This window comes from Pauljensenia sp. 20925_1_34 (genome assembly GCF_041432775.1).
Lineage (GTDB): Bacteria > Actinomycetota > Actinomycetes > Actinomycetales > Actinomycetaceae > Pauljensenia.
Genome location: NZ_JAPWAG010000016.1, coordinates 30847 through 55972, shown reverse-complemented (window position 1 = coordinate 55972; position 25126 = coordinate 30847). Strand labels below are relative to the sequence as shown.

At 66.2% G+C, this 25126-nt stretch carries 21 protein-coding genes and 1 tRNA gene; 13 read left to right on the top strand and 9 right to left on the bottom strand.

Annotated elements, in window-relative coordinates:
* Positions 1 to 69: 69 nt before the first annotated feature.
* The 3 genes from O3669_RS07285 to O3669_RS07275 all read right to left on the bottom strand — a co-directional run bounded on the left by O3669_RS07285 (position 70) and on the right by O3669_RS07275 (position 3419).
* The gene (locus O3669_RS07285; RefSeq protein WP_315283688.1) at positions 70 to 813 is read right to left on the bottom strand and encodes a glycerophosphoryl diester phosphodiesterase; all 744 of its coding nucleotides are present in this window, start codon (positions 811 to 813) and stop codon (positions 70 to 72) included.
* Between the two features lie 40 nt (positions 814 to 853).
* Positions 854 to 2116, bottom strand: a complete 1263-nt coding sequence (locus tag O3669_RS07280) for a DUF4032 domain-containing protein (RefSeq protein ID WP_371524213.1) — start codon at positions 2114 to 2116, stop codon at positions 854 to 856.
* A 172-nt stretch (positions 2117 to 2288) separates the two neighbouring features.
* Positions 2289 to 3419 carry an ABC transporter ATP-binding protein gene (locus O3669_RS07275; protein WP_371524212.1) on the bottom strand — a complete coding sequence of 377 codons (1131 nt, stop codon included), beginning with the start codon at positions 3417 to 3419 and terminating at the stop codon, positions 2289 to 2291.
* A gap of 272 nt (positions 3420 to 3691) precedes the next feature.
* Between O3669_RS07275 and O3669_RS07270 the strand changes: the two genes are divergently transcribed.
* The 3 genes from O3669_RS07270 (at position 3692) to O3669_RS07260 (ending at position 7079) form a co-directional block, all read left to right on the top strand.
* The gene (locus O3669_RS07270; RefSeq protein WP_371524211.1) at positions 3692 to 5848 is read left to right on the top strand and encodes a protein kinase; all 2157 of its coding nucleotides are present in this window, start codon (positions 3692 to 3694) and stop codon (positions 5846 to 5848) included.
* Positions 5849 to 5908: 60 nt separating this feature from the next.
* Positions 5909 to 6844 carry a DsbA family protein gene (locus tag O3669_RS07265; protein WP_371524210.1) on the top strand — a complete coding sequence of 312 codons (936 nt, stop codon included), beginning with the start codon at positions 5909 to 5911 and terminating at the stop codon, positions 6842 to 6844.
* 159 nt (positions 6845 to 7003) lie between these two features.
* Positions 7004 to 7079 (top strand) — tRNA-Thr (locus tag O3669_RS07260).
* 70 nt (positions 7080 to 7149) lie between these two features.
* On the opposite strand, the gene O3669_RS07255 is transcribed toward O3669_RS07260, so the two are convergent.
* Complete coding sequence (locus O3669_RS07255; RefSeq protein WP_371524209.1) at positions 7150 to 7851, bottom strand: uracil-DNA glycosylase; 702 nt, start codon at positions 7849 to 7851, stop codon at positions 7150 to 7152.
* Positions 7852 to 7985: 134 nt separating this feature from the next.
* Here O3669_RS07255 and O3669_RS07250 point away from each other — a divergent pair, with 134 nt between their 5' ends.
* Positions 7986 to 8528 carry a LytR C-terminal domain-containing protein gene (locus O3669_RS07250; RefSeq protein WP_371524215.1) on the top strand — a complete coding sequence of 181 codons (543 nt, stop codon included), beginning with the start codon at positions 7986 to 7988 and terminating at the stop codon, positions 8526 to 8528.
* A 702-nt stretch (positions 8529 to 9230) separates the two neighbouring features.
* Entirely contained in the window at positions 9231 to 10859 is a 1629-nt protein-coding gene (gene groL / locus O3669_RS07245; RefSeq protein WP_371524208.1) for a chaperonin GroEL, read from the top strand.
* Positions 10860 to 10923: 64 nt separating this feature from the next.
* Here the strand turns inward: groL and O3669_RS07240 are convergent, their stop codons facing one another.
* The 4 genes from O3669_RS07240 to O3669_RS07225 form a co-directional block, all read right to left on the bottom strand.
* A complete protein-coding gene (locus tag O3669_RS07240) occupies positions 10924 to 11220 on the bottom strand; it encodes a WXG100 family type VII secretion target (RefSeq protein WP_295918360.1) in 297 nt (98 codons plus the stop codon).
* A gap of 334 nt (positions 11221 to 11554) precedes the next feature.
* Complete coding sequence (locus tag O3669_RS07235) at positions 11555 to 12517, bottom strand: hypothetical protein (RefSeq protein WP_371524207.1); 963 nt, start codon at positions 12515 to 12517, stop codon at positions 11555 to 11557.
* Between the two features lie 175 nt (positions 12518 to 12692).
* Positions 12693 to 14159 (bottom strand): cell wall metabolism sensor histidine kinase WalK, encoded by a 1467-nt coding sequence (locus O3669_RS07230; RefSeq protein ID WP_295918364.1) that lies wholly within the window; start codon positions 14157 to 14159, stop codon positions 12693 to 12695.
* A 1-nt stretch (position 14160) separates the two neighbouring features.
* A complete protein-coding gene (locus O3669_RS07225) occupies positions 14161 to 14865 on the bottom strand; it encodes a response regulator transcription factor (RefSeq protein WP_314770227.1) in 705 nt (234 codons plus the stop codon).
* Positions 14866 to 15012: 147 nt separating this feature from the next.
* Between O3669_RS07225 and O3669_RS07220 the strand changes: the two genes are divergently transcribed.
* The 7 genes from O3669_RS07220 to O3669_RS07190 all read left to right on the top strand — a co-directional run bounded on the left by O3669_RS07220 (position 15013) and on the right by O3669_RS07190 (position 22985).
* On the top strand, positions 15013 to 15513 hold the full coding sequence (locus O3669_RS07220; protein ID WP_314770229.1) for a PH domain-containing protein: 501 nt from the start codon (positions 15013 to 15015) through the stop codon (positions 15511 to 15513).
* Positions 15510 to 17081, top strand: a complete 1572-nt coding sequence (locus tag O3669_RS07215) for a PH domain-containing protein (RefSeq protein ID WP_371524206.1) — start codon at positions 15510 to 15512, stop codon at positions 17079 to 17081. Before O3669_RS07220 ends, O3669_RS07215 begins: the two co-directional genes overlap by 4 nt.
* A gap of 25 nt (positions 17082 to 17106) precedes the next feature.
* Positions 17107 to 17994, top strand: a complete 888-nt coding sequence (locus O3669_RS07210) for a Rossmann-like and DUF2520 domain-containing protein (RefSeq protein WP_371524205.1) — start codon at positions 17107 to 17109, stop codon at positions 17992 to 17994.
* Between the two features lie 133 nt (positions 17995 to 18127).
* The gene (panC, locus tag O3669_RS07205) at positions 18128 to 19081 is read left to right on the top strand and encodes a pantoate--beta-alanine ligase (protein WP_371524204.1); all 954 of its coding nucleotides are present in this window, start codon (positions 18128 to 18130) and stop codon (positions 19079 to 19081) included.
* A complete protein-coding gene (gene panD / locus O3669_RS07200; protein ID WP_295968272.1) occupies positions 19078 to 19512 on the top strand; it encodes an aspartate 1-decarboxylase in 435 nt (144 codons plus the stop codon). The genes panC and panD overlap by 4 nt, the downstream gene beginning before the upstream one ends.
* A 480-nt stretch (positions 19513 to 19992) precedes the next feature.
* Positions 19993 to 21246, top strand: coding sequence for an ATP-binding protein (locus O3669_RS07195; RefSeq protein ID WP_371524203.1), 1254 nt, complete (start codon positions 19993 to 19995; stop codon positions 21244 to 21246).
* Between the two features lie 119 nt (positions 21247 to 21365).
* The gene (locus O3669_RS07190; protein ID WP_371524202.1) at positions 21366 to 22985 is read left to right on the top strand and encodes a lysine--tRNA ligase; all 1620 of its coding nucleotides are present in this window, start codon (positions 21366 to 21368) and stop codon (positions 22983 to 22985) included.
* 82 nt (positions 22986 to 23067) lie between these two features.
* Here the strand turns inward: O3669_RS07190 and O3669_RS07185 are convergent, their stop codons facing one another.
* Positions 23068 to 24009, bottom strand: coding sequence for a sugar-binding transcriptional regulator (locus tag O3669_RS07185; protein WP_295967683.1), 942 nt, complete (start codon positions 24007 to 24009; stop codon positions 23068 to 23070).
* A 310-nt stretch (positions 24010 to 24319) separates the two neighbouring features.
* Between O3669_RS07185 and O3669_RS07180 the strand changes: the two genes are divergently transcribed.
* A complete protein-coding gene (locus O3669_RS07180; protein WP_295918384.1) occupies positions 24320 to 25105 on the top strand; it encodes an MIP/aquaporin family protein in 786 nt (261 codons plus the stop codon).
* The last annotated feature ends 21 nt before the right edge of the window (positions 25106 to 25126 follow it).

Below are 25126 nucleotides of genomic sequence, written 5' to 3'. Positions count from 1 at the left end.
GTAAACGGCCGGGGTCGCGTCAGCGACCCCGGCCGTTACGTCTGTGAGGGGAGCGGGCGTGCCTACCCCTTAGCGCGCCAAGGCCTCGGCGGGGAAATCTTGCGGGCGATCCGTGAAGATGCACGTGACGCCCCACGAGGCCAGCTCGCGGGCCTGCTCCACGTCGTTGACGGTCCACACGTTGACCTCGAAGCCGGCGTCGCGCATGGCGCGCACGTCAGACTCGGTGAGCCCCTCAACGCCAGGGTGGATCGCCGCGGCGCCGAGGGCGGTAGCGCCCTCACGCCACTCCTCGGAGGCGCGCTCGATGAGCCAGCCGAGCGCAACCGACGGGCAGGCCTCGTGGAAGGCCGCCAGCAGCTCATGGTCGAAGGAGGATACGAGGAGGCGCGAGGGGACCTTGTCCCCGGCGAGCGTGACGGCCAGGGCCTCGATGAGGCGTTCGCGCAGGCGGTCGCCGCCCGCGCAGGGCTTGATCTCCAGGTTTGCGCCCATCTGCTGAGCGTGCGCGAAGGCGAGCACGTCCGCGGCCTCGGGAATGCGCTCGAAGCGGTACGTGTCCGAGAACCAGCGGCCCGCATCCAGTCGGCGGATGTCCGAGAACCCGAGCTGGTAGTAGGAGCCGGACCCCGTCGTCGTGCGATCCAGGGTGTCGTCGTGGATGACGATCAGGGATCCGTCGCCGATGATGTCCACGTCGAACTCGAACCAGCGGGCGCCGACCTCCATGGCCTTCGAAAACGCGGCGATCGTGTTCTCCGGCGCCAGCGAGGACGCGCCGCGGTGGGCGTAAATTCGGGGGAAATCAGACATGATGGCTCCTAGCGTGCGGGGGGTGAGTATCGGTACCCCTTCACCATAGGTCGGGGTGCGATGTCGCGTTGAACGAGGAGGAACGCTCCGAAGCGGGTTCGATGAGGACGGCCTCGTCGCGCTTCGACTGCAGGATGTTGGTGATGTAGGAGGCGAGGGCCTCCTCGCGCGGGACGTCGTGGCCGGCCTGCTGGGCCATGTACCAGCGGTGCTCGAGGTACTCGTGGTACAGCTGCGCGGGCTCCAGCTTGCCCGCCAGCTCGCGGGGAATCGCGCGGACGATGGGGGTGAAGACGTCGGTGAGCCACTCGTGGGCGGCCTCCTCCAGGGGAACGTCCTGCATGTCGTGGGTGGCGCGCCACACGTCGATGTCAGCGAGGAGGCGGCGGGCCTGATGCTCGCCGACGTCCATGCCCGTCAGGCGCATGAACTTGCGGTTGTGGTGTCCCGCGTCGACCACCTTGGGCTGAATGACGAGGTGCTCACCGGTGTCGTCCGAGGCCATGCGCAGCTCGGCCACGTCGAAGCCGAGGTCGTTGAGGCGCCGGATGCGCTCACTGACCAGATACTGGCGCTGGTCATTGGGCAAGTATTCTTCGGCGGTGACCTCGGTCCACAGCAGGTCGTACTGGGTGCGGATGCGGTCGCCCACGTCGATGGGGTCGGATTCCATCGGGAAGTAGCCGCCGGCCTGGAGGTCCATGAGCTCGCCGATGATGTTTGTGCGGGCCAGGTCAACGTCGTACTCGCGCTGGCCGGGGGTGAGCTTGGAGTGCAGTTCGCCGGTTTCGGCGTCCACCAGGTAGGCGGCGAACTCGCCCGCGTCGCGGCGGAACAGCGTGTTCGACAGGGAGACGTCGCCCCAGTAGAAGCCCAGGAGGTGGAGGCGAACGAGGAGGAGGGCGAGCGCGTCGATGAGGCGCGTCGCGGTGTCCTCACGCATCGACAGGGAGAACAGTGCGCGGTAGGGGAGAGAGAACTGTAGGTGCTCGGTGATGAGCACCGCGTTGAGCTCTTCGCCGTCCGCTCCGACGCGGCCCGTGATGACCGCGACCGGGTCGACCGAGGGTGCGTCCAGGCGCGAGAGGTCGCGCAGCATGTCGTACTCGTGGTGGGCCACCGTCTCGCCGATCTCCTTGACGGCCAGAACGCGACCCGACAGGTTCACGAAGCGCACGACGTGGCGAGAGATGCCGCGGGGGAGCGCGGCGAGCAGGGAAGACGGCCACTCCTCCAGAGGAATGTCCCAAGGGAGGTCGAGGAGCGCGGGCTCGGCCGCGGCCGCCGTAATGTCCAAAGTCATGCCCTCATTCTCTCATCTCTCGCGGCTCCCGCATAGCCCGACAGTAGGTCAGGCACACTTCGCGGCGTACAACACGTGCGTGCGTCGGCGCGCCCACGAACGAGCCCCAGCCTCGTTCGGGAGATGAACGAACGAGGCTGGGGCTGCTAGGGGGGTGAGCGCTAGGTGTGCGTCACTCGGGCAGGCGAACGCCCGTGGCGGCCGAGAAGTTGTGCTGCTGGCCCTCGCGGATGCGCACGTACAGGACGCCGCCGCGGCCGGGGGCGGTGCGCGGGGGGACGCGCACGATCAGCTGCTTGGAGGTGCCTTCGGCGCCGGAGCCCAGGCCCTCGCCCTTCTCGTCGCCGACCAGGTGGCCGTACACGTAGGCGTCCGAGCCGAGCTCCTCCACGAAGTCAACCTCGACGGGGATGGTGCCCTTGACGGTCTCGTCGACGACCTCGAGGCCCTCGGGGCGGAAACCGATCTTGATCTTTCCGCCGTCTTCGGGGGTCAGGGCCGCGCGGGTGGCCTCCGACAGCGGCACGCGCGCCGGGCCGATCTTGGCCCACTCACCGTCCACTGTGAAGGTGCCCAGGTTCATGGCGGGGGAGCCGATGAAGCCGGCGACGAACTCGTTGGCGGGACGCTCGTACATCTCCTGCGGGGTTCCGACCTGCTGGAGGAGGCCGCCGGCGAGGACCGCGATGCGGTCGCCCATCGTCAGGGCCTCGGTCTGGTCGTGGGTGACGTACACGGTGGTGACGCCGAGCTCACGCTGCAGGGAGGCGATCTGCGTACGGGTCTGCACACGCAGCTTCGCGTCCAGGTTCGACAGCGGCTCGTCCATGAGGAACACCTGGGGCTTACGAACGATCGCACGGCCCATGGCGACGCGCTGACGCTGGCCACCGGACATAGCCTTGGGCTTGCGGTCCAGGTAGGGCTCCAGGTCGAGGATCTTCGCGGCTTCTTCAACGCGCTTGTTGATCTCCTCCTTGGGCACGCCCGCGATCTTCAGGGCGAAGCCCATGTTTTCGCGCACGGACATGTGCGGGTAGAGCGCGTAGTTCTGGAAGACCATCGCGATGTCGCGGTTCTTCGGGGGAACATCCGTGACGTCCTTGTCGCCGATGAGGATGCGACCGCCGTTGACGTCCTCCAGACCTGCGAGCATGCGCAGGGAGGTGGACTTACCGCAGCCGGAGGGGCCGACGAGGACGAGGAACTCACCGTCCGCGATGTCGAGGCACAGCTGGTCGACAGCAGGCTTATCGGCACCGGGGTAGACGCGGGACGCGTGATCGAAGGTTACGCTTGCCATGTTCAATTCCTTCCCACCGGCAGGTACGTGCCGGACGATCCGTTGTGGGGTGACCGTGGAGCGTCTTCGCCCACGGGGTGCGTGCCCGGATCTTTCCGTGCGTGCGACCAGGATTGAACCTATCACGGACGCCCGCGCGTGTACAGTCCCGGTCGGATGGTGGATCCGCTCGGTGGCGTTCGGGTGTGGGAGCCGCCTCGTTTTCCTTGCCGAGGCCGTGGTTTGGCCCGCAGGTGGGCGCGCGCCCGCGGTAGGACCGGTAGGCTGGGGGCGTGGAAGAAGGAAAGGACCTAGGAGGCTACCGACTGATCCGCCGGCTCGGAACGGGCGGCGCGGGTACGGTGTGGCTAGCTGAAGATGAGGGTGGCACGCGTGTCGCCCTCAAGGCGATGCACCCTGCGCTCGCAACGTCGGACGACTCTCGGGCGCGCCTCGAACGAGAGACTCGCACCGTTAACTCGGTGCGCTCTCCCTTCGTCGCGCACATCGTCGACGCGGAAATCGATGCGACGCAGCCCTTCGTTGTCTCTGAGTATGTCGAAGGGCCGACCCTGGCGGAGATCCTGTCCTCCGGGCCGATTCCGCTGCGCGGCGTGGCCGCCCTGTCCTATCACCTGGCCTCGACGATCGCGGCCGTTCACCACGCCAACATCATTCACCGAGACATCAAACCCTCGAACATCATCTGTTCGTCGCGCGGCCCCGTCCTCATCGACTTCGGCATTGCGATGGCGGTCGACGATCAGCACCTGACCCGCACCGGCCTCGTCTCCGGCTCGGCCGGCTACACAGCTCCAGAGCTCCTGCGAGGCAAGCCCGCCACCAAGGAATCCGACTGGTGGGCCTGGTGTGCGACCCTGCTGTCGTGCGCGACCGGGCGCCCGCCCTTCGGTAAGGGCGACGTTATGGCCACCATGATGCGCGTCATCGAAGGTGAGCCCGACCTGTCCGGCCTGCATCCCATGGTCGCCGACGCCCTCGGCGGTGGCCTGTCGGCCAACCCGGACCTTCGTCCCTCGCCGTCCCTGATCGTCGCACACCTCATGAGCGCCGTTGGCTGGGCGCCCGGCGAGCTCGACTACGTCACCGTCAACTGGGCGCAGCTGCTCGACACCGGCGAGCGCACCCAGTCCATCAACTCTGAGCCGCAGGAAATCGCCGCTCCTCCGGAGTGGGAGGAAATGACCACCTCGCGCCCGGGCAGCGTCGGCGCGCGCGCCGTCACCTACCCGGTCCACCCGCGCCGCGACCCCTCGGAGTTCACGGCCGCCAATGATCACACCGAGCAGGTCGACACCGAATCTGTGTCCTGGGGGAAGGACGAGTGGGAGGATTCCGCCGCGGAGACGGTATGGGACGAGGCCGAGGAGGCCTCGGACACCGTTGATGACGAGGATTCCGCTTGGGACGGCGAGGACGAGGGCTGGGTTGAGTCCGAGGACGCCGAGGGCGAGGACTGGGACGAGTCGGACGAGGGTGAGGACTGGGACGAGGACACTGAGGGCGAGTCGGCCGAGGAGCTGGGGCCCTACGATCGCGGCTCCCATTCGGGTCATCCTGGCGCTTACCCCGGCCGGGGAGCCTCGTACGCCGCGGCGAGCGGCGCCTACGCGCCCCTGACTGGCTCACTGTCCGGTCGCCCTGCCCCCATGGGAGCCCCGCGCTCCGGCTTGCCCGCCCCCACGGGAGCCCCGCGCTACGCGGTCCCCGGCGCAGCGGGGGGACCGAACGCTGGCTCTCGTATTCAGGTGCGCCAGGAGGGGCAGCCGGTCTCATGGCAGCCCCGTTCACAGTCCGACCAGGACGCGGAACGCTCGAATCAGTCCTCTTTCTGGGGCGAGGGGGCCTGGATCTCCGGCGGAGTCGTCCTGGTGACGCTCGCGTCCCTGCCCCTTCTCTTTGGTCTGAGTGGCACGCTGATCGTCGGCGTCGCCCTGACCGCCTTCGGGCTGGTCGGCGCGATCGACCGCTGGCTGGAGAAGCGGCGCGCCGTGCACGGACCCAGGTCCAGCGACGATGCGGCCGTCATCGCCATGTCCCCCGTCCTGCTGGCACGATCGCTGGGCGCCACGATCGCAGCGCTCGCCGTCGGGGCGTTGCTTCCGTATTTGATCTGGATCATCGTCTCCTATGCTCACGACGGATCCGTCCAGTGGGGATGGCCCACGCAGATCGCCACCGCCCTGCGCGTACAGCGCAGTTCCTTCTGGTTGAGCGACCCCGCCGGCGCCATCATCGTCTGGGCCCTCGCGGCCGTGATGGTCGTGACAGCATGGCTCATGCCCTTCGCCTCCGACCTGCGCGTAGGTGTGTCCCGTTCGATGCGTTCGCTCATTCGCCCCGTCTGGGGTCGCGGCATCCTCGTGATCGTGTGCGTGGGCTTCCTACTCATCTCTTGGATGGTCGGTACGGGTGGCATGTCGCACTAGGCGAGTTGATGTGACCGCCGATAATCTTGCAATATTCAACTAAGTATGGAAGGTAAGGTCATGGCTCAGAAAAAGAACCCTGCCGTCGACCCCTTGCGCGCTAAAGCAGCTGATATGCGCCTGGCCCAGGAGCGCGCGGATCGCCGCGTGCGCATCGTCGTCATCTCCGTCGTCACCCTCGTCGTGCTGGGGATCGCGGGAGCCGTCGGTGCCGTCATCTGGCAGCAAAAGAGCGAGGAAAACACTGCTCGCAATGTCGATGCCTCCGAGGTCCTGGGCGTCTTCGCCGACGGGCGTCCGATTATCGTCAACGGCAACGGCGTGTCCGCCGAGCCTGACCCCAACCTGCCCACGCTCACCGAGTACTTCGACTACTCGTGCCACGCCTGTGCGGACGTTGACTCGATCCTTGGTGAGGACCTGACGACCTGGGCGTCTCAGGGCCACTACAACCTCGAGCTTCAGCCCGTCATCACCGTGAACATGGACTACCTCAAGCCCGCCACGGGCGCCTCCCTGGTCGTCGCCCAGAAGGCGCCGGACAAGTGGATCGAATTCCACCACGCGCTCCTGGCCTACTTCCGCACCCAGTTCCAGTCAGGTAACGGCACGGTCGTTCGGAACATGGATGCCTCCTGGAAGCAGGTCAAGCAGATCGCCAGCGAGGTTGGCGTCCCCGAGGACGTCATCGCCACCTTCCCGGTCAATGCAGTTGAGTCCTACCTCAAGGACTCCTCTGCCGCCTGGAGTGGCGCGACCTACGAAGGCCGCGATCCCCAGAAGCTGGGCACCCCCGAGTTCGTCAAGGATCACGCCAGCGTTGTGCCCCTGGGCTCCACCCTGGAAGAGACCCGAGAGTCCTTCAAGCAGCTTTTCGCCATCGATGAGACCTCCACTCCGACGACCTCGATTCTCACTGAGCCCGGAGCGACGCCGCCCGCCCAGAGCGGCGCCGAGGAATCGCAAAGCGGCGAAACGACGACCGGCTCCGACTGAGTCTCTCGTAGCGATGGGGTGGGACCGATGCGTCGGTCCCACCCCATCGTCATATCCATCGGCGTCGCGAGCGCGCCCCCCGTCCGAGCGTGAACGCGCGGTGCATCTCATTCTCGCCCGCGCGCACCCACCCCAACCTATGGCACACTAGTGACCGCCGCCGGCTTAGCTCAGTTGGTAGAGCAGCTGTCTTGTAAACAGCAGGTCATCGGTTCGAGTCCGATAGCCGGCTCCACGGAGTCCTCACCGCGGCACCGATGTCGCGCAACCCAGCCACGGCCTCGTCACGAAGACGACGGGCGAGCCTACCCCAGCGACCAGTCCACGCCCCGCGCCCCCTGAGCCTCCAGGAGCTCGTTCGCGCGCGAGAACGGGCGTGACCCGAAGAAGCCGCGATACGCCGACAGGGGAGACGGATGCGGGGAAGCGATGATCGGCGTGTCACCCAGGCGAGGCGTCAACGACTGAGCGTCCTTACCCCACAGGATCGCCACGAGCGGAGCAGACGAACCATCCTGCCGACGACGAGACACCAGCGCGTCAATCGCGCACTGCGTGACCTCCTCCCAGCCACGCCCGCGATGCGACGCCGGCGCGCCCGGGCGCACCGTCAGCACGCGGTTGAGCAGGCACACACCCTGCTCACTCCACCCCGTCAGATCGCCCGACGTCGGCGTCGCACACCCCACATCCTCCGTCAGCTCTCGGAAGATATTGACCAGAGACCTGGGAATCTCGACGCCCGGGTGAACCGAGAAAGACAAGCCCATCGCGTGGCCCGGCGTCGGATACGGGTCCTGCCCCACAATCAGCACCTTCACCTGATCAAAGGGGTACGTGAACGCGCGCAGCACATCCGTGCCGGCGGGCAAATATCCGCGCCCCTCCTTGACCTCTGCGGCCAACATCGCGCCCAACTCGTGGACGCGGTCCTCGACCGGAGCGAGCGCTCGGGCCCAGCCCGGGTCAATCAAATCAGCCAACGGACGCGGATTGTATTCACTCATGACACCAGCCTAACCCTGCACATGGTGCCACACACTTCCCGCGTGCCACACGAGCCAGTCCAGCTCTTTTCCGATAGTCTGATGACGTGAGCTCTTCGTACCCCAGGGATGAATTTGACCGTGCCGGTGAAGACATGCCGGTCGGCATGCACCGCCCCAAGCCGTCCACGTGGAAGAACGTGTGGCCCTTCCTGGCCATCCTCGTGATCGTTCCCGCGCTCGGCTGGGCGGCAGCGACCGCCCTGTCGCGCCAGCAGGACACGACCGTCAAAGTGACGCCCGGCCCCACGGCTTCGAGCAGCGCCGCCGCGCCCGCCCCGAGCGCGCCCAGCAGCGCCGCCGCGCCCTCCGCCCCTCAGAGCGGAACCACGCCCTCGCCGAGCCCCTCCTCCTCGGCTGTGTCCTCGCAGCCGGATCACGGCGCGGTCATCCAGGTGCTCAACGGCACCGAAACCCAGGGGTACGCGGCCGCCCAGGCTAGCATCCTCAACCAGGCGGGCTACGCCGGGACCTCCGCGGCCAACGCCGACGGCTGGGCCACGCAGACCTCTGCCGTCTTCTACGAGGATCCCAGCATGGAGGCCACCGCACGAGATATTGCCTCCAAGCTTGGCATTAGCGCGGTCCGCCAGCAAAGCGGCCTGGGCGACCCTGACGTGGTCGTCGTCCTGCGCTAACGCTCACCGTATCGTCACTGAGCCGCCCGGCCCCACGTGGGGCCGGGCGGCTTGTCAAGTCCCGGGTTTGGGGGTGTTTAAGCCGTTTCCTGTCGTGTCGTTGTGGCGTGATTCCGCGCGAGGTGGCCTGGGCGTTTTGTGGGCTTGAGTTGTGTTTTGCTTAGTGTCCTTTGCGATGCCTTTGTCGTGCCTTTGAGGGCCTTACGTTGTAGTGCCTGACGCTGTGGCGCCTGACGCTGTGGTTCCTCAGAAATGTCGCACGTAATTCCCTCGCGTGTATTTCAAGGTTTGAAATCACATCGTTGGAATTGCAACGTTTTCTTGGGTCCTAAGAAAAGTGAGGGTACCCAAATTACGTGCGACTTTTGGGGAGGGGCGAGGCCGGGGCACCCAAATTACGTGCGACTTTTGATTTATCAGGCGCGTGGGTCGAATTCCTGTGTGCGATCGTCGGCCGAAGATGCTGCCCGCTGCCGCGGTTGTGCGTGTTGCCCGCGTATGTGGAGCAGTCGTTACGCCCTGAGCGCATCGGACTCAAGGCGCAGACCTCGCCTTGCACTCTGGGAGGGTGAGTGCCAGAATCGTACCTAGCACTCCAACATGGAGAGTGACAAGACCACAGGTCCGATGAGGCCGCCTCCAAGCGCGGTCGTCCGTCGCGGGCATCGGACCCGATCCGCATCGCGGAAGGATATATTCCCAATGACCAAGATCATCAAGTTTGATGAGGATGCCCGTCGCGGCATGGAGAACGGCCTCAACCTGCTGGCCGACACCGTTAAGGTGACGCTGGGCCCCAAGGGCCGCAACGTCGTGCTCGACAAGAAGTGGGGCGCCCCCACGATCACCAAGGATGGCGTCTCCGTCGCCAAGGAAATTGACCTCGACGATCCCTTCGAGCGCATCGGCGCCGAGCTGGTCAAGGAAGTTGCGAAGAAGACCGACGACGTCGCGGGTGACGGCACCACCACCGCGACCGTCCTGGCCCAGGCGCTGGTCCACGAGGGCCTGCGCAACGTCGCCGCCGGCTCCAACCCGATCGCCCTCAAGCGCGGCATCGACCAGGCCGTCGAGGCCATCGTCGCCCAGCTGCACGCTGACGCCAAGCCCGTCGAGACCACCGAGCAGATCGCCGCCACGGCCTCGATCTCCGCCAACGACCCCGCCATCGGCAAGCTCATCGCCGAGGCCTTCGACAAGGTCGGCGCCGAAGGCGTCGTTACCGTCGAGGAGACCAACTCCTTCGACACCACCCTGGAGACCACCGAGGGTATGCGCTTTGACAAGGGCTACCTGTCGGCCTACTTCGTGACCGACCAGGAACGCCAGGAAGCCGTCCTCGAGGACGCCTACGTCCTGCTCATGGACTCCAAGATCTCCAACGTCAAGGACATCGTCCCCGTCCTGGAGAAGGTCATGCAGACCGGCAAGCCCCTCGCGATCATCGCCGAGGACGTCGAGGGCGAAGCCCTGGCCACGCTGGTCGTCAACAAGATCCGTGGCACCTTCAAGTCCGTGGCCGTCAAGGCCCCCGGCTTCGGCGAGCGCCGCAAGGCGATGCTGCAGGACATGGCCATCCTGACGGGCGGCCAGGTCATCTCTGAGACCGTCGGCCTCTCCCTCGAGAACGCTGACCTCGAGCTGCTGGGCCGCGCCCGCAAGATCGTCGTCTCCAAGGATGAGACCACCATCGTCGAGGGTGCTGGCGACAAGGACATGCTGGACGCCCGCGTGCGCCAGATCCGCCAGGAGATCGACAACACCGACTCCGACTACGACCGCGAGAAGCTCCAGGAGCGCCTCGCCAAGCTGGCTGGCGGCGTCGCCGTCATCAAGTCCGGCGCGGCCACCGAGGTCGAGCTCAAGGAGCGCAAGCACCGCATCGAGGACGCCGTTCGTAACGCTCGCGCGGCTTCCGAAGAGGGCCTGGTCGCCGGCGGCGGCGTCGCCCTGATCCAGGCCGCCGCCGTGGCGCTGCCCACGCTCGACTCCCTCACCGGCGACGAGGCGACCGGCGTCAACATCGTGCGCCTGTCCGTCTCCGCCCCCCTCAAGCAGATTGCTGAGAACGCGGGCGTCGAGGGTGGCGTGGTCGCCGACCGCGTCGCCAACATGGAGCCCGGCCACGGCCTGAACGCCGCGACCGGCGAGTACACCGACCTCATGGCAGCCGGCATCTCCGACCCGGTCAAGGTCACCCGTTCCGCGCTGCAGAACGCCGCGTCGATCGCGGGCATGTTCCTGACGACCGAGGCTGTTGTCGCCGACAAGCCCGAGGCTCCGGCCGCCGGTGGCGACGACGCGGGCGCCGGCATGGGCGGCATGTACTGAGCCACCTAGCTCGACGCTGACACGCCTGGGGGGCGGGACTCGTGAGAGTCCCGCCCCCGACGCGTCAGTAGCACCCGTCGAACAGGGCGGTCGTGTGCGCCTCCGCGTCCGAGTATGTGGAGGCGGCGGACTCGAGCTGGGTCGAGATCGTGTCGAGACTGTCGTGAGTCTGCGTCTGGATGGCCTCCCACTGAGTGATGGTCTCCTGGAAGTTGACCTGTGCCCCGCCCGTCCAGGAATCCTGGAGAGCCAGCAGCTGGGTCATGAGGCTGTCGACCTCCGTTCGGATCGTGGCTGCGGTTGCGCAGGCGCGCGCTGAGGCGGTGGAGATTTCGGCGGCGTCAACGGCGAAAGCGGTCATGATGTCACTCCTTTGTGGGGCCCCGGGTGGGCCCGTCACCATCGACGCTACGCTCGCGAGTGATGCGAGTCGAGCCCCAATCCGTGCCCTGTGGATAGGGCAGCGACACGCGCAGGGCCTGTGCATAAACGAGGCCGTGGCTTGTCCCTGTGGATACGTCCCCAGGGTGGGGGGCAGGAAGCCGCTGCGCGGGATGAGTTGGCGCGGGGGGTTTTGCAACCATAGAAGCCTTGCGTCGGCGTGTCGCCGGCGTGTCGAAGCTCTATGGTCGCAATTCCCCCCGTCCGTTGGCAGCGCCAACGGACGGGGGGAACGTGAAACAAGCGTGAAACGCTCAGTCGGCGTTGGGCAGGTCCAGGGACTCCACGGCGGACTCGAGGGAGGAGGTGGCTTCCTCGTCCTCGTCGGTGTCGTGCAGATCCTCGATCTTGCGAGGAAGGACGCCGGTCGACGTGACCTCGTTGTCGGGGGACACGACGGGGATGCGTTTCTTGATGGAGCGGCGCTTGATGATGAGCGTGCCCGTCGAGGTCACCGAATCATCCTCGACCTCTTCCACGTCATCGGAGTCATCCGAATCGTCGGCGTCCTCGGTCGGAGTGGCCGCGCACAGCTGAGCCCTCTCGCGGTCGAGGCGTGTCAGTTCGACCTCAAGGTTCGCGCGGGCGGTGTTCTCCCAAGCGGAACCCAGGGGAGACTGGTAGATGGTCTCGTAGCTCAGGAGCTTCTTGACGAGAGCGAGGCGCGCCTTGACAAATTGCAGATCGTCGAGCTCGCTCAGCTCGGCGCGCAGGGATGTGCGCAGCTTCTTGTAGTCCTGCGGGCTGCACGCCAAGCCAGCCAGGTCGGCGTCCACGAGCACCTGCGCGTCGAAGTCGGAGCGGGGAGCGCGGTGGCGCGTGAGGAACGCGATCAGCTCGTCGATGCGGGCAACGACCTCGTCGGCGACGCCGAGGTTGGTGAGGCGGTTGTGCGCGTGGTCGATGCAGCGAGTGGCCGCGAAGTTCGCCTGGAAGCCGCCCAGCTTGATCTCAAGGGCCTTGTTGAGGAAGGCGCCGTGGTACCACGCTGCGACGCGCAGGATGTCGGGGTCGTGCGCGGACGATGCGATCTCGTCGATATGGGTCAGCGTGTTCATGAGCCGACGCACGTTGTGCAACTGACGGTTGGGTGCGTTCCAGCGCTGCATGAGGTCTGCGCCCTCATGTTCAAGGTCTGTCTCGGTCGCGGTCGCGCCGATCTGCTGCATGGCGTCGACGAACGACGTCAGCAGCCACTGAGGTGCTTGTGCACCCATGGGCCACTCTCCTAGTTGAGGAATACCCGAGCCATGCTAGTGCGATTTTCCCTCGCGGTCACGTTCGCTGGTAAGAAAACGAGCACAAATTTTAAGGTTTATTGGCAACTGTCGGGCTAAAAAAGGTGAAAAACGCGCGGAAAGCGGGCGCTTGCCTGCCGGTTCGTTACGTCTTTCACGTCATCGGCAGCTCGATGCGCACGGTCAGGCCGCCGCCCTTGGTCTTCGTGAGCGAGGCATTTCCGCGATGTGCGGCCAAAATTCCGGAGACGATGGCCAGGCCGAGGCCCGATCCGCCGGACCTGCGGTTGCGCGAGGTGTCGGCGCGGTAGAAGCGTTCGAAGACGCGACCGCGGTCGGTTTCGTCGATGCCGGGCCCGTGGTCGCGCAGCTCGACGATGGCGGTGTCGCCGCTGCGGCCGAGCGCGATTTCGACGGGGGATCCGTCGGGGGTGTAGCGCACGATGTTACCGATGAGGTTGGTAAAGACCTGGGAGATGCGGTCGCGGTCGGCGGGTACGATGAGGGTCATGGGGGGAGTGCGCCCGCTGATACCGGTCAGGCCGACGGTGCGCGTGGGGTCGAGCGCCTGCAGGTCGAAGACGGCGTTGTCTGCCAGCTTGACCAGGTCGATCTCGGTGATGTCGAGGGGACGGCCTTCGTCGAGGCGGGCCAGGGTGAGCAGGTCCTCGACGAGCGTGGCCATGCGCGCGGATTCGGAGCCGATGCGTCCCATGACCTCCTCGAAGCGCTCGGGGGGCACGCCGCCCATGGAGTAGAGTTCGCAGTATCCAGAGATGGCGGCCAGGGGCGTGCGCAGCTCGTGGGAGGCGTCGGAGACGAAGCGTTTGATCTTTTGTTCCGAGGCCTGGCGGGCCTCGAAGGATTGCTCGACCTGGGTGAGCATCGAGTTCAGCGAGAGCGACAGGGAGCCGACCTCGGTGGTCGGGGGGTGTGGTGTGACGCGCTTCGTGAGGTCGCCCGCGGCGATCTTTCCGGCCGTGGATTCAATGGAGCGCAGGGGGAGGAGGGCTCGGCGCACGAGGAAGCGGGCCGCCCAGGCTCCGATGACGACGATGATGGAGCCGGCGACCGCGAAGTACGAGGCCGTGGTGCGCAGGGTGTGTTGGACGTCAGCCAGGGGCAGGGCGATCGTCATGTAGCCGGAGAATGTCCCGGTGCTTTGGTCGTACACGGGCACGACGAGTGCGCGCCAGCCCAGGCCCATCTTCGAGGAGGAGACGGTCACGGGCAGTGTACGGAAGGAGGAGACCGGCGCGGACGAGGTGTCGACCAGGTCGGGCAGGAGCGGCGTGCCCGAGGCCTTGAGCGTGTCCTCGGAGTAGAGGTAGCGGTCTTGGCCGTTGGCGTCGCGGATGTGGACGTAGTACAGGGTGGGGATGCCGCCCTGGCCGTCGGCGGCGAAGGTCGCGGAGGACGCGGAGATCTGGATCGTGTGCGCGGTCGCGATCAGCTGGTCGTCGATCTGCGAGGTGAGATGGCGCTGGAGGAGTCCGATCATGACCGTGCCGGACAGAGAGAGGCCGGTGGCCAGCAGGAGCGTGATGAGCGTGACGAGCTGAGAGGCGAGGGGTTTGGCGTCCCACCAGGCCTCGACGCGTTGAGCCAGGCTGGGGTGCACGTTACTCCTCGGCACGCAGGATGTAGCCCACGCCTCGCTTGGTGTGGATGAGTTCGCCGGAGGCGCCCTCGACTGCGAGCTTGCGGCGTAGGTAGGAGATGTAGGACTCGACGATGGCGACCTCGCCGTCCCAGTCGTATTCCCATACGTGGTCGAGGATCTGCATCTTGGACACGACGCGTCCGGCGTTGATGACGAGGTAGCGCAGGAGCTTGAACTCGGTGGGGGACAGGTCGATTTGGACGCCGGCGCGCGTGACTTCGTGCGCGTCCTCGTCGATGACGAGGTCACCGACGCGCAGGAAGGCATCGTCTTCTTCGGCGCCCATGGTGCGGCGCAGGATGGCGCGGATGCGGGCGACGACCTCTTCGAGTCCGAAGGGCTTGGTGACGTAGTCGTCGCCGCCGACGGTCAGGCCTTGGATTTTGTCGCGCATGTCGTCGCGGGCGGTGAGGAAGAGAACCGGGGTGGTGATGCCGGCGTCGCGCAGGCGGCGTGTGACGGTGAAGCCGTCCATGTCGGGGAGCATGACGTCCAGGACGATCAGGTCGGGGCGCGAGGCCTGTGCTTCGTGAAATGCGCCGCTGCCGTCCTCGGCGGTGACGACGTCGAAGCCGGCGAAGCGCAGGGAGGAGGCGAGGAGGTCGCGGATGTTCGGCTCGTCGTCGACGACGAGCAGTTTTGCCTCGGTTCCAGTGGTGCTCATGGTTGTAGTGTCCCGGATGAGCCTGGGTGTTTCCTGATAGTTGGGTGTGAATGGTGGGAGGTTGGGCGTTTGCTTGGTCACAGGCTTGGCGGAGGCTCATTCCTGCCAACAAGAAAAAGCGCGGATAGGTTATGCAAGAATTGAAGCATGTCATCTCGAAGCAAAGTGGACATCCTCTCCCCCGAGGGTGTCGAATTTCAGCATGTCTCCACCAAGCTCGCGGCCTTGCGCCTCGGCAACACGTTTGCCCTGTGCGGCGCCCTGTGCGGTGCGATTTCAGTGCTCGTCCTCATCGTCGATATCAACGCGCTGTGGTGGCTCATGCTCATCCCAGCGTTCATCGCCCTGTTGCGCCTGTTGCTGGTTCTCGCCCAGGTGCGCGCCCTGCGCTACGCCCTGGCCGACACTGATTTCGTGATCCGCCGAGGCATCATCTTCCGCAGGCTGACGATGGTTCCCTACGGCCGTATCCAGTATGTCGACATCTACCAGGGGCCCGTGCTGCGCTTCATGGGCATCGCGACCATCAAGCTTTCGACCGCGAGCGCGCACACCGACGCGAAGCTTGAGGGCGTGCCGGTCGCCGAGGCGGCCCGTCTGCGTGACGTGCTGGCCCAGCGTGGTTCGGCGGAGCTGATGGGCCTATGAGCAAGGACCTGTCCGCGCACGGGATTGCCCCCGAGGATTGGCACCATCTTCATCCGCTGACCTATGCGCGGCGCGTGGTGGGCACGGTCGTCAGTGCCGTGGGGGTGGCGACCGTGGCCAACGCCTCGGCGATCGTCTCCTGGATGTCGGGCGACGAGGTGGCCTCGGAGTTCAATGTTGGCGCTATTTTTCTGGGCATCGCGGCGATTGCCGCGATCGTCGCTGCTGTGTCGTGCCTGTATTGGTACTTGTCGTGGAAGACGACGCGCTACGCGGTGACTTCCACGGCCGTGTGGTATCGCTGCGGCATCCTCGGTCGCGCGCAGCGTCACGCGCGGCTGTCGCGCATCCAGGCCGTCAACGTGTCGTATTCGCTGCTGGGCCGCATCGTCGGCCTCGGATTTCTCGATATTGAGGTCGCGGGCGGGGCGGATTCGAGCATCAAGTTGGGCCTGCTGCGTGCCCGCCGCCTGGAGGAGCTGCGTGCCCTCCTGCTCGCCCTGGCCTCGGGCGCGATTGACGAGGTCGTGGATCCTTCTGCCGATGCCGTGGCTTCGACCGTGGGCCGCCGAAGCGGTGCCTCGCCGTTGGAAGCCCCCGAGCGTCGCGTGTTCAAGGTCGGGTTCGTCAAGCTGCTGGCCTCCATGCTGGCGACCTTCAACAACGCGGTGGCGCTTATCTCTGGTGTCTTCCTGCTGTTCCTCAACGGGTTCCTGGTGGGTTACGTCGGCGTCAAGTCGGTCATGAGCTTCGTGGGTATCCTCGTTGGCGCCTTCAGTCTCCTGTGTAGCGTGTGGGCGCGCTTCGACCGTGAGTTCGGCTTCACGGCCTCGATCGCGGCCGACGGCGTGCATATCAAGCGAGGCCTGACGGCTCGCCGTCACGTGACGATCCCTCCGGGGCGCATCCATGCACTGGAGGTCACCCAGCCTCTTATCTGGCGCATCTTCGGCTGGTATCGCGTCGAGATCACGCAGGCGGGCAACGCCAAGACGACCAACGATGAGTCGAACAACAAGGATCGCATGCAAGTGGACGTTGCCTCCGACGTGCTTTTGCCCGTTGGTAACCGCGCCGATCTCCTGCGCGCCATCGCGATCGCGATTCCAGACCTGGGGGTTGACGATCCCGACGGCTTCCTGACGTCGCTGCGTGCGGGCACGCGCGAGGACCGCTGGATGACCCCGATTCCGCCCAGCGCGCGCATCCTGGACCCCATCGTCTACAGCCGCCGAGCCTTCAGCGTGACCGACGCTGTGTTCGCGATTCGCGACGGTTTTTTCAACCTGCGATTCTCGATCATCCCGCTCACGCACATCCAGTCCGTGTCGCTGCACCAGGGCCCCATCCAGCGCTGGCGCCGCGTCGCCACCGTGCGCGCCGAGCTGGTGCCCGGCAGGGTCGCCTCCACGGCCGAGCATGTCGGGGATGGCCGCTCACTGCGCCTGTGCACGCAACTGTCCGAGGGTTCGAAGATTCGGCGCGAGGCCGAGGCCCCCGAGCGATGGCTCTCGCGCGTCACCGAGATTGTCGAGGCGACCTCTCGGCCGACGGCGAGCGGCGAGTGAGGCGCGGATCGGCGACAATGACACCATGAATACCCCCGGACGCCTCGGCATCGGCATCATCGGCATGGGCCACGTCGGCCCCGTCATCGGCTCAGCCCTGCGCGCCGTCGGACATCAGATTGTCGCCGTCTGCGCCTCCTCGGACGCCTCGCGCGAGCGGTCCGACGCGATGCTGCCCGGGGTGCCCCTCGCTTCCCCAGAGGAGGTGGTCCGACGCTCCGAGGTCGTTATCCTGGCTGTCCCCGACGACCAGATCGGCCCTCTCGCCTCCGGGCTGGCCGACCTCGGCGCCTGGCAGAGTGGCCACATCGTCATCCACCTGTCGGGGGCCTCGGGCGTCGGCCTGCTCAGCGCGGCCGCGGGCGCCGGGGCAATTCCCCTGGCCATCCACCCGGCCATGACCTTCACAGGCACCAGCGTGGACGTCGCGCGCCTAGTCGGCACGCCCTTCGCGGTCACGGCAGCCGCCCCCTTCCTGCCGATCGCGCAGGCCCTCGTCGTCGAAATGGGCGGCGAGCCCGTCGTCGTCGCCGAGGAGGACCGTGCCCTCTACCATGCGGGCCTGGCCCACGGCGCCAACTTCATCGCCGGAATCACCGTGCAGACCATGCGGATCCTGACCGAAGCGGGCATCTCCGACCCCGCCCTGTACGCCCGCCCCCTCCTGGAGGCCGCCCTCGACCGGGCCCTCACCGAAGGAACCGCCGGCATTTCCGGACCCGCCGCCCGAGGCGACGCCGGAACAATCGCCGCGCACGCCCGCTGCCTGAGTGCCCGCGACGCGCTCGCGGGAGAGCGCGACACCTACGCCGACATGACTCGGGCCCTGACCCGGCTGCTGCGCGAGGCTCGCCTCCTCGACGAACGCGCCGCGACCGCCGTCGAAGCCGCCCTCCTCGACCCCGGCGCCTGAACGTGCCGGGCATCCTGACCCAGCCCTTCCTGCGCGACACAGCGCGACTGCGCCCAGGCCTCGTCCATAACGCGGGCGTGAGGATAGCGACTCTATTTCGCGCCGAAGGGTCACGATTTGCAAGAATAGAAACATGACCCATCGTCCCATCCTCACCCACACGCGCGCAGAGTTGGCCGACGCCCTGACGCGTCTGCCTGGCACGAAGGCCCTCGTCATGACCATGGGCGCCCTGCACAACGGGCACCTGCAGCTCGTGCGCGAAGCCCGCGAACTGGCCGATCACGTGATCGTCACGATCTTCGTCAACCCGACGCAGTTCGCGCCCGGCGAGGACTTCGATGCCTACCCGCGCACCCTGGACGCGGACATGGACGCGCTCGAGACGGTGGGGGCGGACCTCGTGTGGGCGCCCGCGCCCCAGGACGTGTACCCCGCGCCCGCGACCGTGACCATCGACCCGGGCCCCATCGCGCGCGTTCTCGAGGGCAAGACGCGCCCCACGCACTTCGCGGGCGTCGCACTCGTGTGCACCAAGGTCGTCAACCTCGTGCGCCCCGACGTGGCCCTGTACGGACAGAAGGACGCCCAGCAGCTGGCCGTCCTGCGCACCGTCTTCACCCAGCTGGACGTCCCCGTGCGCGTCCACCCTGTGCCGATTGTGCGCGCGGAAGACGGGGTCGCGCTGTCCAGCCGCAACCAGTACCTGAGCGACGACGAGCGCATCCGCGCCCGTGCCCTCTCGCGCGCGCTTCGTCGCGGCGCCGAGGCCGCCGAGGCCGGGGCCGCTCCCGCGGACATCGTGGCGCAGTGCCGCTCGGTGATTGACGCCGAGGGCGGCATCGACCTGGACTACATCGCGCTCGTGGACGCGGGCACCTTCGAGATCCTGGCCGGCACCGAGTCCGTGCCCGTCGGAGAAGGCGCGGCCGCGCCCACGATCCTGTCCGACGGCTCGCGCGAGGGACGCATCCTCATCGCCGCCAAGGTGGGCACGACGCGCCTCATCGACAACATGGAGGTGCCGCTGCGCGACGCCTCCGGTCCTGACGCTCGCCTTGCTGAGCGCGCGGGAGACCTCGCATGATGGAAATGACCCGCGAGATGGCGATCGGTAAGATCCATCGAGCCGTCGTCACCGGCGCCGACCTGCACTACGTCGGCTCGATCACCGTGGACGAGGACCTGCTGGACGCCGCGAACATCGTGCCCGGGCAGAAGGTCGACATCGTCGACGTCAACAACGGCGAGCGACTCTCGACCTACACGATCGCGGGCGAGCGAGGCAGCGGCACGATCCAGCTCAACGGCGCGGCCGCCCACAAGGTGAGTGTCGGTGACCTCGTCATTATCATGGCCTACGCCCAGGTGCCCGAATCCCTCGTGCGCCAGGTCACGCCCGCCGTCGTCTTCGTCGACGAGGCCAACCGGATCGTCTGCGCCGGCGATCACGCGGGCACCGTCCCCGAGGACAGTCCGCGCGCCCGCGAGCTGGGCCTGAAGAGCTCCGGTGTCTAACCAACGCGTGACAGCACGGCGAAGCGCCCACTGGTGACAGTGGGTGCTTCGCGTATCTGGGGCGCTTTCTGCTCCTGAATGTCGATGCAGTACGGATCGTGGGGACCCGCGACGCCGTGAGTCGCGCTCATGAGAGCGCGGCAACCCGATAGGCGGGAACGCCTGATAGGTGGGTGCCTGGGCCCCTTCATGCGCACGTTAACCCGATAGGTGGCAGTGTGGGCGGGGTCGCCCATGCTCCACCTATAGGGCCCAGCTGCGCAGAGAGGGGTTACCACTGCCACCAGTGGGGCCCAGCTGCCGTGAAGAGGTGACGCCGGAGCCGAGGTAGGTGCAACATGCGTACCTTTACGTCCGAAACGCGCGCTACAATGCAGCCAAAACATGCGCTAATGTTCGTCCAAAACATGCGATGAAATATGGCCAAAACATGCGCTACAACAGCTTTATATGCTACTTTTTCCTTGAAAGAGAGGGAAAATGTACCGGTCGCGTATTCTTGATCGCAGCGTCGAATCTGCATTGCGAGCCTCGGGTGGTGTGCTGATCGATGGTGTCCGTGCGTCCGGCAAGACACAGACGGGGCGCCACCACGCCGCATCGGTTGTGATCCTCGATGATGGTTCGCCTAGTGTTGCAGCTGCTCTCCAGGTGGATCCGCGCTTGCTGCTCGAGGGCGAGACGCCGCGCCTCGTTGATGAGTGGCAGCTGGCGCCCGAGCTGTGGAATACGGCCAGGCATGAGATTGATCGGCGTGGCATGAAGGGGCAGTTCATCTTCACCGGGTCGTCGGTTCCCGCTCCAGATGCGATGCGACACTCCGGTGCACACAGATTCGTGCGTCTGCGGATGCGCCCTATGACTCTCGAAGAGCGTGGGCTAGGAGTTGGAACGGTCTCGCTCGGGGGCCTCTTTAACGGTGATCTGCCCACCCCTGCTCTCACCTCGCCGATGGATGTTCCCACAATGCTCTCTGCCCTCGTGCATGGAGGGTGGCCCGCAGACCTTGATGTGGTAGAGAAGGACGCCCAGCGTAATCTGCGCGCGTACCTTGAGGATGTTGCTGTCAGTGACATTGCGCGCCTGGATGATGAACCTCGCCGTAACCCGCGAACAGTGACAGCCTTGCTGCGCTCGCTGGCGCGCAACCTGTCGTCCGAGCTGAAGCTGACAACGATCGCGGCGGATATGCGAGGCGTGGGTGATATTCAGCCGCGTACCGTGAGCGGGTACATCGGTTCGTTGGAACGTATCTTCCTTGTCGAGGAACAAGACGCGTGGTCTCCGCAGATACGCTCGAAGACTGCTATTCGCTCCGCCTCTAAGGTTCACTTTGTTGATCCGGCGCTGGCTGCTGCGGCCTTGGGAGCATCCTCGCGTCAGCTGCTCGCGGACTTGAACACGGCGGGACTCTGGTTCGAATCGATGGTTGTCCAGCACCTGCGCACCTACATGCAGGAGCTTGGGGGGCATGTTATGCACTACCGAGATAAGGCGGGACGCGAGGTCGATGTGGTTGTCGAGCTCCCTGACGGTCGATGGGGAGTGATTGAGGTAAAGCTCGGACAGCCCGCGATACCTGCTGGAGCCAAGAGTCTGATGCGATTCCTTGAGGTGGTTGACGATGAGCGCATGGGGGCGCCTTCCTTCGCTGCTGTCGTGACGGCTGATGGTCCAACGATGACGCTCGGGGGTGGGGTTACCACGTTCTCGCTGGCCGCTCTCACCGCCTAATGAACGAACGTCGGGGAGTCCCACTGGCAGCGCGAGAAGGAAACGGGCCGGACACTTCGTGATCTGCCCAACCGGGCCACTGCCTCGTCGCGTCCTCATAACCCGCTACGATAGGGCGCATGACCGATTCTTCTTCCACCCCCACGCAAGCCCCCGCCGACGACACCCCCGAGCAGGTCAAGGTTCGTGCGGCCAAGCGTGCCCGCCTCATGGAGGCTGGCATCCCCGCCTACCCCGTACTCCTGCCGATCACGACCACCATTAAGAAGGTGCGCGAGAAGTACGCCCACCTTGAGGCCGGCGAAGAGACCGCGGACTACGTGGGCCTGGCTGGCCGCGTCATTCTCGCGCGCAACGGCGGCAAGCTGTGCTTCGCGACCCTCATGGACGGCGAAGGCAACAAGATCCAGGTCATGCTCTCCGCCGCCTCCGTCGGCGCTGAGTCCCTGGCCGCCTACAAGAACGACGTCGACCTGGGCGACCACCTCTTCGTTCACGGCCGCGTGATCTCCTCGCGCCGCGGCGAGCTCTCGATCTTCGCGGCCCCCGCCGAGGTCACCCCCGAGGCTCAGGCCGCCTACGAGGCCGCCTCGAGCGCCCTGCCCGCCCCCGACGCGTCGTGGGCCATCGCCTCCAAGGCGCTGCGCCCCCTCCCCAAGACGTGGACCACCGAGGACGGCGAAGAGGTCACCCTGTCCGAGGATCAGCGCATCCGCCGCCGCGAGCTCGACCTCATTACGCGCCCCGCCGCGCGCGACATGGTCCGCATCCGCGCGGCCGTCAACCGCTCGATCCGCGAGAACTTCTTCCGCCGCGACTACATCGAGCTCGAGACGCCGATGCTGCAGATGATTCACGGCGGCGCGGCTGCCCGCCCCTTCATCACGCACATGAACGCGCTCGATACCGATCTCTACCTGCGTATCGCCACGGAGATTTACCTCAAGCGCGCGGTCGTCGGCGGCGTGGATCGCGTCTTCGAGATGAACCGCAACTTCCGCAACGAGGGCATGGATTCCTCGCACAGCCCCGAGTTCACGTCCCTGGAGGCCTACGAGGCCTACTCGGACTACAACGGCATGGCCGACCTGACCCGCGACCTCATCCAGCAGGCCGCGCGCGACGCCTTCGATCTGTCCGAGGGTGAGGAAATCGTGCGCCTGGCCGACGGCACCGAGTACGACCTGTCGGGGCAGTGGGACCGCATCGACCTGTACGGCTCCACCTCCGAGGCCCTGGGCGAGGAGATCACGGTGGAGACGCCGCGCGAGACCCTCGTCAAGTACGCGGAGCGCATCGGCCTGGAGGTCGATGACTACGCCGTGTCCGGCAAGATTGTGGAAGACATCTTCGAGGAGCTCGTCGCCTCCAAGCTGTGGGCGCCGACCTTCGTCTACGACTTCCCGGAGGACACCTCCCCGCTGACCCGCTACCACCGCTCGCGCCCCGGCCTCACCGAAAAGTGGGACCTGTACGTGCGCGGCTTCGAGACGGGCACCGCCTACTCCGAGCTGGCTGACCCGGTCGTCCAGCGCGAGCGCTTCGAGGCGCAGGCCCTCGCGGCCGCCAACGGCGACCCCGAGGCCATGGTCATGGACGAGGACTTCCTCATTGCCATGGAACAGGGCTTCCCGCCGTGCGGCGGCATGGGCATGGGCATCGACCGCCTGCTCATGGTCCTGACCGGCCAGGGCATCCGCGAGACGATTCCGTTCCCGCTGGTCAAGCGCCTGGGCTGATCTGAGTCGACGAAAGGGCCCCGGCCTCGTTCCTTCCATGGACGAGGCTGGGGCCCTTCTCGCTGTCAGGTGCGCGCGGGCGTTAGAGGCGCGTCCGGGAGTGCAGGGCGCGCGTGTGGACGAGGTCGAGGAGCTCGTGGGCTGCGCCGTCGTCGAGAACGAGGTCGGTGGCCACTCCGGCGCGCAGGGCACCCAGGAGGGGAAGGGCCTTGGAGGCGCCGGACACAACGCACAGGCGTCGGGGGATCTTCTTGAGGGTGTCGGGTGTGGGGCCGGAGGCTCGCTCGTTGAGGGGCATGTTGGTGGAGCCGTCTTCACGGATGAGGACGGTACACACGTCGCCGACGACCCCATCGTTTTGGGCGGAGGCGATTTCGATGGGCTCGAGGAAGCCTCCCGAGTAGACGTGGGAGGGCAGGCGCGCGGACATAGATCCGACGCCGAAGAGGGCGACGTCCGTGTTGTCGATCGTGTCGAGGACAGATTGGACGGAGCGCTCGCGCCACAGTGCTTTCTTGGTGTCGGCGTAGTCGAAGAAGGCGGGCACCGGGAAGTTGACGATCCGCCCGCCGATGGCTTTGGCGGCGCGGGAGATGATGGCCTCGGCGTAGGGCATGCCAGATTCCGTGGCCGTCGAGGCGCCGTTGAGCTGGACGACCGTCGAACCAGCGAAGGACACGTGTGGCATGGCCTGAGTGACTTCCGCGGTTGTGTTGCCCCAGGCGATGCCCAGGGTGACCCCGGGGAAGAGCATGTCGACGAGGTGTTCGGCGGCGACGAGGGCGACGTTGTGGAGGCGGTTGACCTCGGTGTGGACGTCGTGGACGGGGACGACGGAGACTTGCACGCCGAACAGGTCGGCGATCTGCCCAGCGAGCGTGCCCTTCGTGCCCGGGGAAGCGGACACGGAGATGCGAACGAGCCCGACCTCTCGCGCGTGTGCGAGCAGACGGGATACGGAAGAGCGCGATATCTGCAGGTGGCGGGCGATTGTCTCCATCGTCTGCCCCTGCAGGTAGTACATCGAGGCTGCCTCGTGCGCCTGTTCGTCACGTATTGTCACGTTTTCTAGTGTGCCATGCACAAGCGTGCAGATGTGTGATTTTGAGTATTCATCCGTGTCGCGATGAAGCTACATTTAGTGCGACAGATGGTCAGGGTCACATATTGGGTATTGAACGAACGTGCATTCAGTTTGGGCTAACGTGCATGAAGTGCAATACTTGGTGTGATCCGTCAACAATATCCGCGTGGATACTGTTCGATGGCACACAGTTATCGGCGGAATACCACCGTGACCCGACGTGAAGGCGCGTCGGAGAAAGATAGGAAACATGCTCTCAACACTGCTCCCAGCAGCCGCAGAGGCGGCTGTCCCTACCACGGGCCAGATTTTCTGGTCTGAGTTCCTCGGCACCACGATCCTGCTGCTCCTCGGTGGCGGCGTTGTCGCCACGAACCTGCTGCCCAAGTCCAAGGGCAAGGGCGGCGGCTGGCTCCTCATTAACTGGGGATGGGGCCTGGCGGTCTTCGCCGGCGTCTACGTCGCGTTCCGCACCGGCGGCCACCTGAACCCCGCGGTGACGATCGCCAAGGTCGTCGCCCACATGTTCGACCCCAAGGTCACCCTGGCGGGTGACATTCCCGTCACCGGCACCAACGTCGCGGTCTACATCGTCGCTCAGTTCCTCGGTGCCTTCGCCGGCGCCGTTCTGTGCTGGCTGACCTTCAAGAAGCACTTCGACGAGGATTGCGACCCCGCCCTCAAGCTCGGTGTCTTCTCCACCGGCCCCGAGATCCGCTCTTACGGCTGGAACTGCCTCACTGAGGCCATCGGCACCGCCGTCCTGATCCTGTGGATCTTCGTCTCCGGCTACACCGAGACCCACGTCGGCCCCCTCGGCGTCGCGCTGATTATCGTTGTCATCGGTAACTCGCTGGGCGGCCCCACCGGATACGCCATCAACCCGGCCCGTGACCTCGGCCCCCGTATCGCCCACGCGATCCTGCCGATCAAGGGCAAGGGCGGCTCCGACTGGGGTTACTCCTGGGTTCCCGTCGTCGGCCCGATCATCGGCGCCGTCGTCGGCACCGTTCTCTACTACCTCATTCTCGCCTGAGAGTGAGTGCGCGGGCGAGGC

Coding starts and splice junctions, on each gene's coding strand:
- O3669_RS07255 (WP_371524209.1), bottom strand. CDS start 7,851: ATGAGTGAATACAATCCGCGTCCGTTGGCTGATTTGATTGACCCGGGC.
- O3669_RS07195 (WP_371524203.1), top strand. CDS start 19,993: ATGTACCGGTCGCGTATTCTTGATCGCAGCGTCGAATCTGCATTGCGA.
- O3669_RS07220 (WP_314770229.1), top strand. CDS start 15,013: ATGTCATCTCGAAGCAAAGTGGACATCCTCTCCCCCGAGGGTGTCGAA.
- O3669_RS07210 (WP_371524205.1), top strand. CDS start 17,107: ATGAATACCCCCGGACGCCTCGGCATCGGCATCATCGGCATGGGCCAC.
- O3669_RS07250 (WP_371524215.1), top strand. CDS start 7,986: ATGCCGGTCGGCATGCACCGCCCCAAGCCGTCCACGTGGAAGAACGTG.
- O3669_RS07265 (WP_371524210.1), top strand. CDS start 5,909: ATGGCTCAGAAAAAGAACCCTGCCGTCGACCCCTTGCGCGCTAAAGCA.
- panD (WP_295968272.1), top strand. CDS start 19,078: ATGATGGAAATGACCCGCGAGATGGCGATCGGTAAGATCCATCGAGCC.
- O3669_RS07240 (WP_295918360.1), bottom strand. CDS start 11,220: ATGACCGCTTTCGCCGTTGACGCCGCCGAAATCTCCACCGCCTCAGCG.
- O3669_RS07190 (WP_371524202.1), top strand. CDS start 21,366: ATGACCGATTCTTCTTCCACCCCCACGCAAGCCCCCGCCGACGACACC.
- O3669_RS07280 (WP_371524213.1), bottom strand. CDS start 2,116: ATGACTTTGGACATTACGGCGGCCGCGGCCGAGCCCGCGCTCCTCGAC.
- O3669_RS07235 (WP_371524207.1), bottom strand. CDS start 12,517: ATGGGTGCACAAGCACCTCAGTGGCTGCTGACGTCGTTCGTCGACGCC.
- O3669_RS07185 (WP_295967683.1), bottom strand. CDS start 24,009: ATGTACTACCTGCAGGGGCAGACGATGGAGACAATCGCCCGCCACCTG.
- panC (WP_371524204.1), top strand. CDS start 18,128: ATGACCCATCGTCCCATCCTCACCCACACGCGCGCAGAGTTGGCCGAC.
- O3669_RS07215 (WP_371524206.1), top strand. CDS start 15,510: ATGAGCAAGGACCTGTCCGCGCACGGGATTGCCCCCGAGGATTGGCAC.
- O3669_RS07285 (WP_315283688.1), bottom strand. CDS start 813: ATGTCTGATTTCCCCCGAATTTACGCCCACCGCGGCGCGTCCTCGCTG.
- O3669_RS07275 (WP_371524212.1), bottom strand. CDS start 3,419: ATGGCAAGCGTAACCTTCGATCACGCGTCCCGCGTCTACCCCGGTGCC.
- O3669_RS07180 (WP_295918384.1), top strand. CDS start 24,320: ATGCTCTCAACACTGCTCCCAGCAGCCGCAGAGGCGGCTGTCCCTACC.
- groL (WP_371524208.1), top strand. CDS start 9,231: ATGACCAAGATCATCAAGTTTGATGAGGATGCCCGTCGCGGCATGGAG.
- O3669_RS07225 (WP_314770227.1), bottom strand. CDS start 14,865: ATGAGCACCACTGGAACCGAGGCAAAACTGCTCGTCGTCGACGACGAG.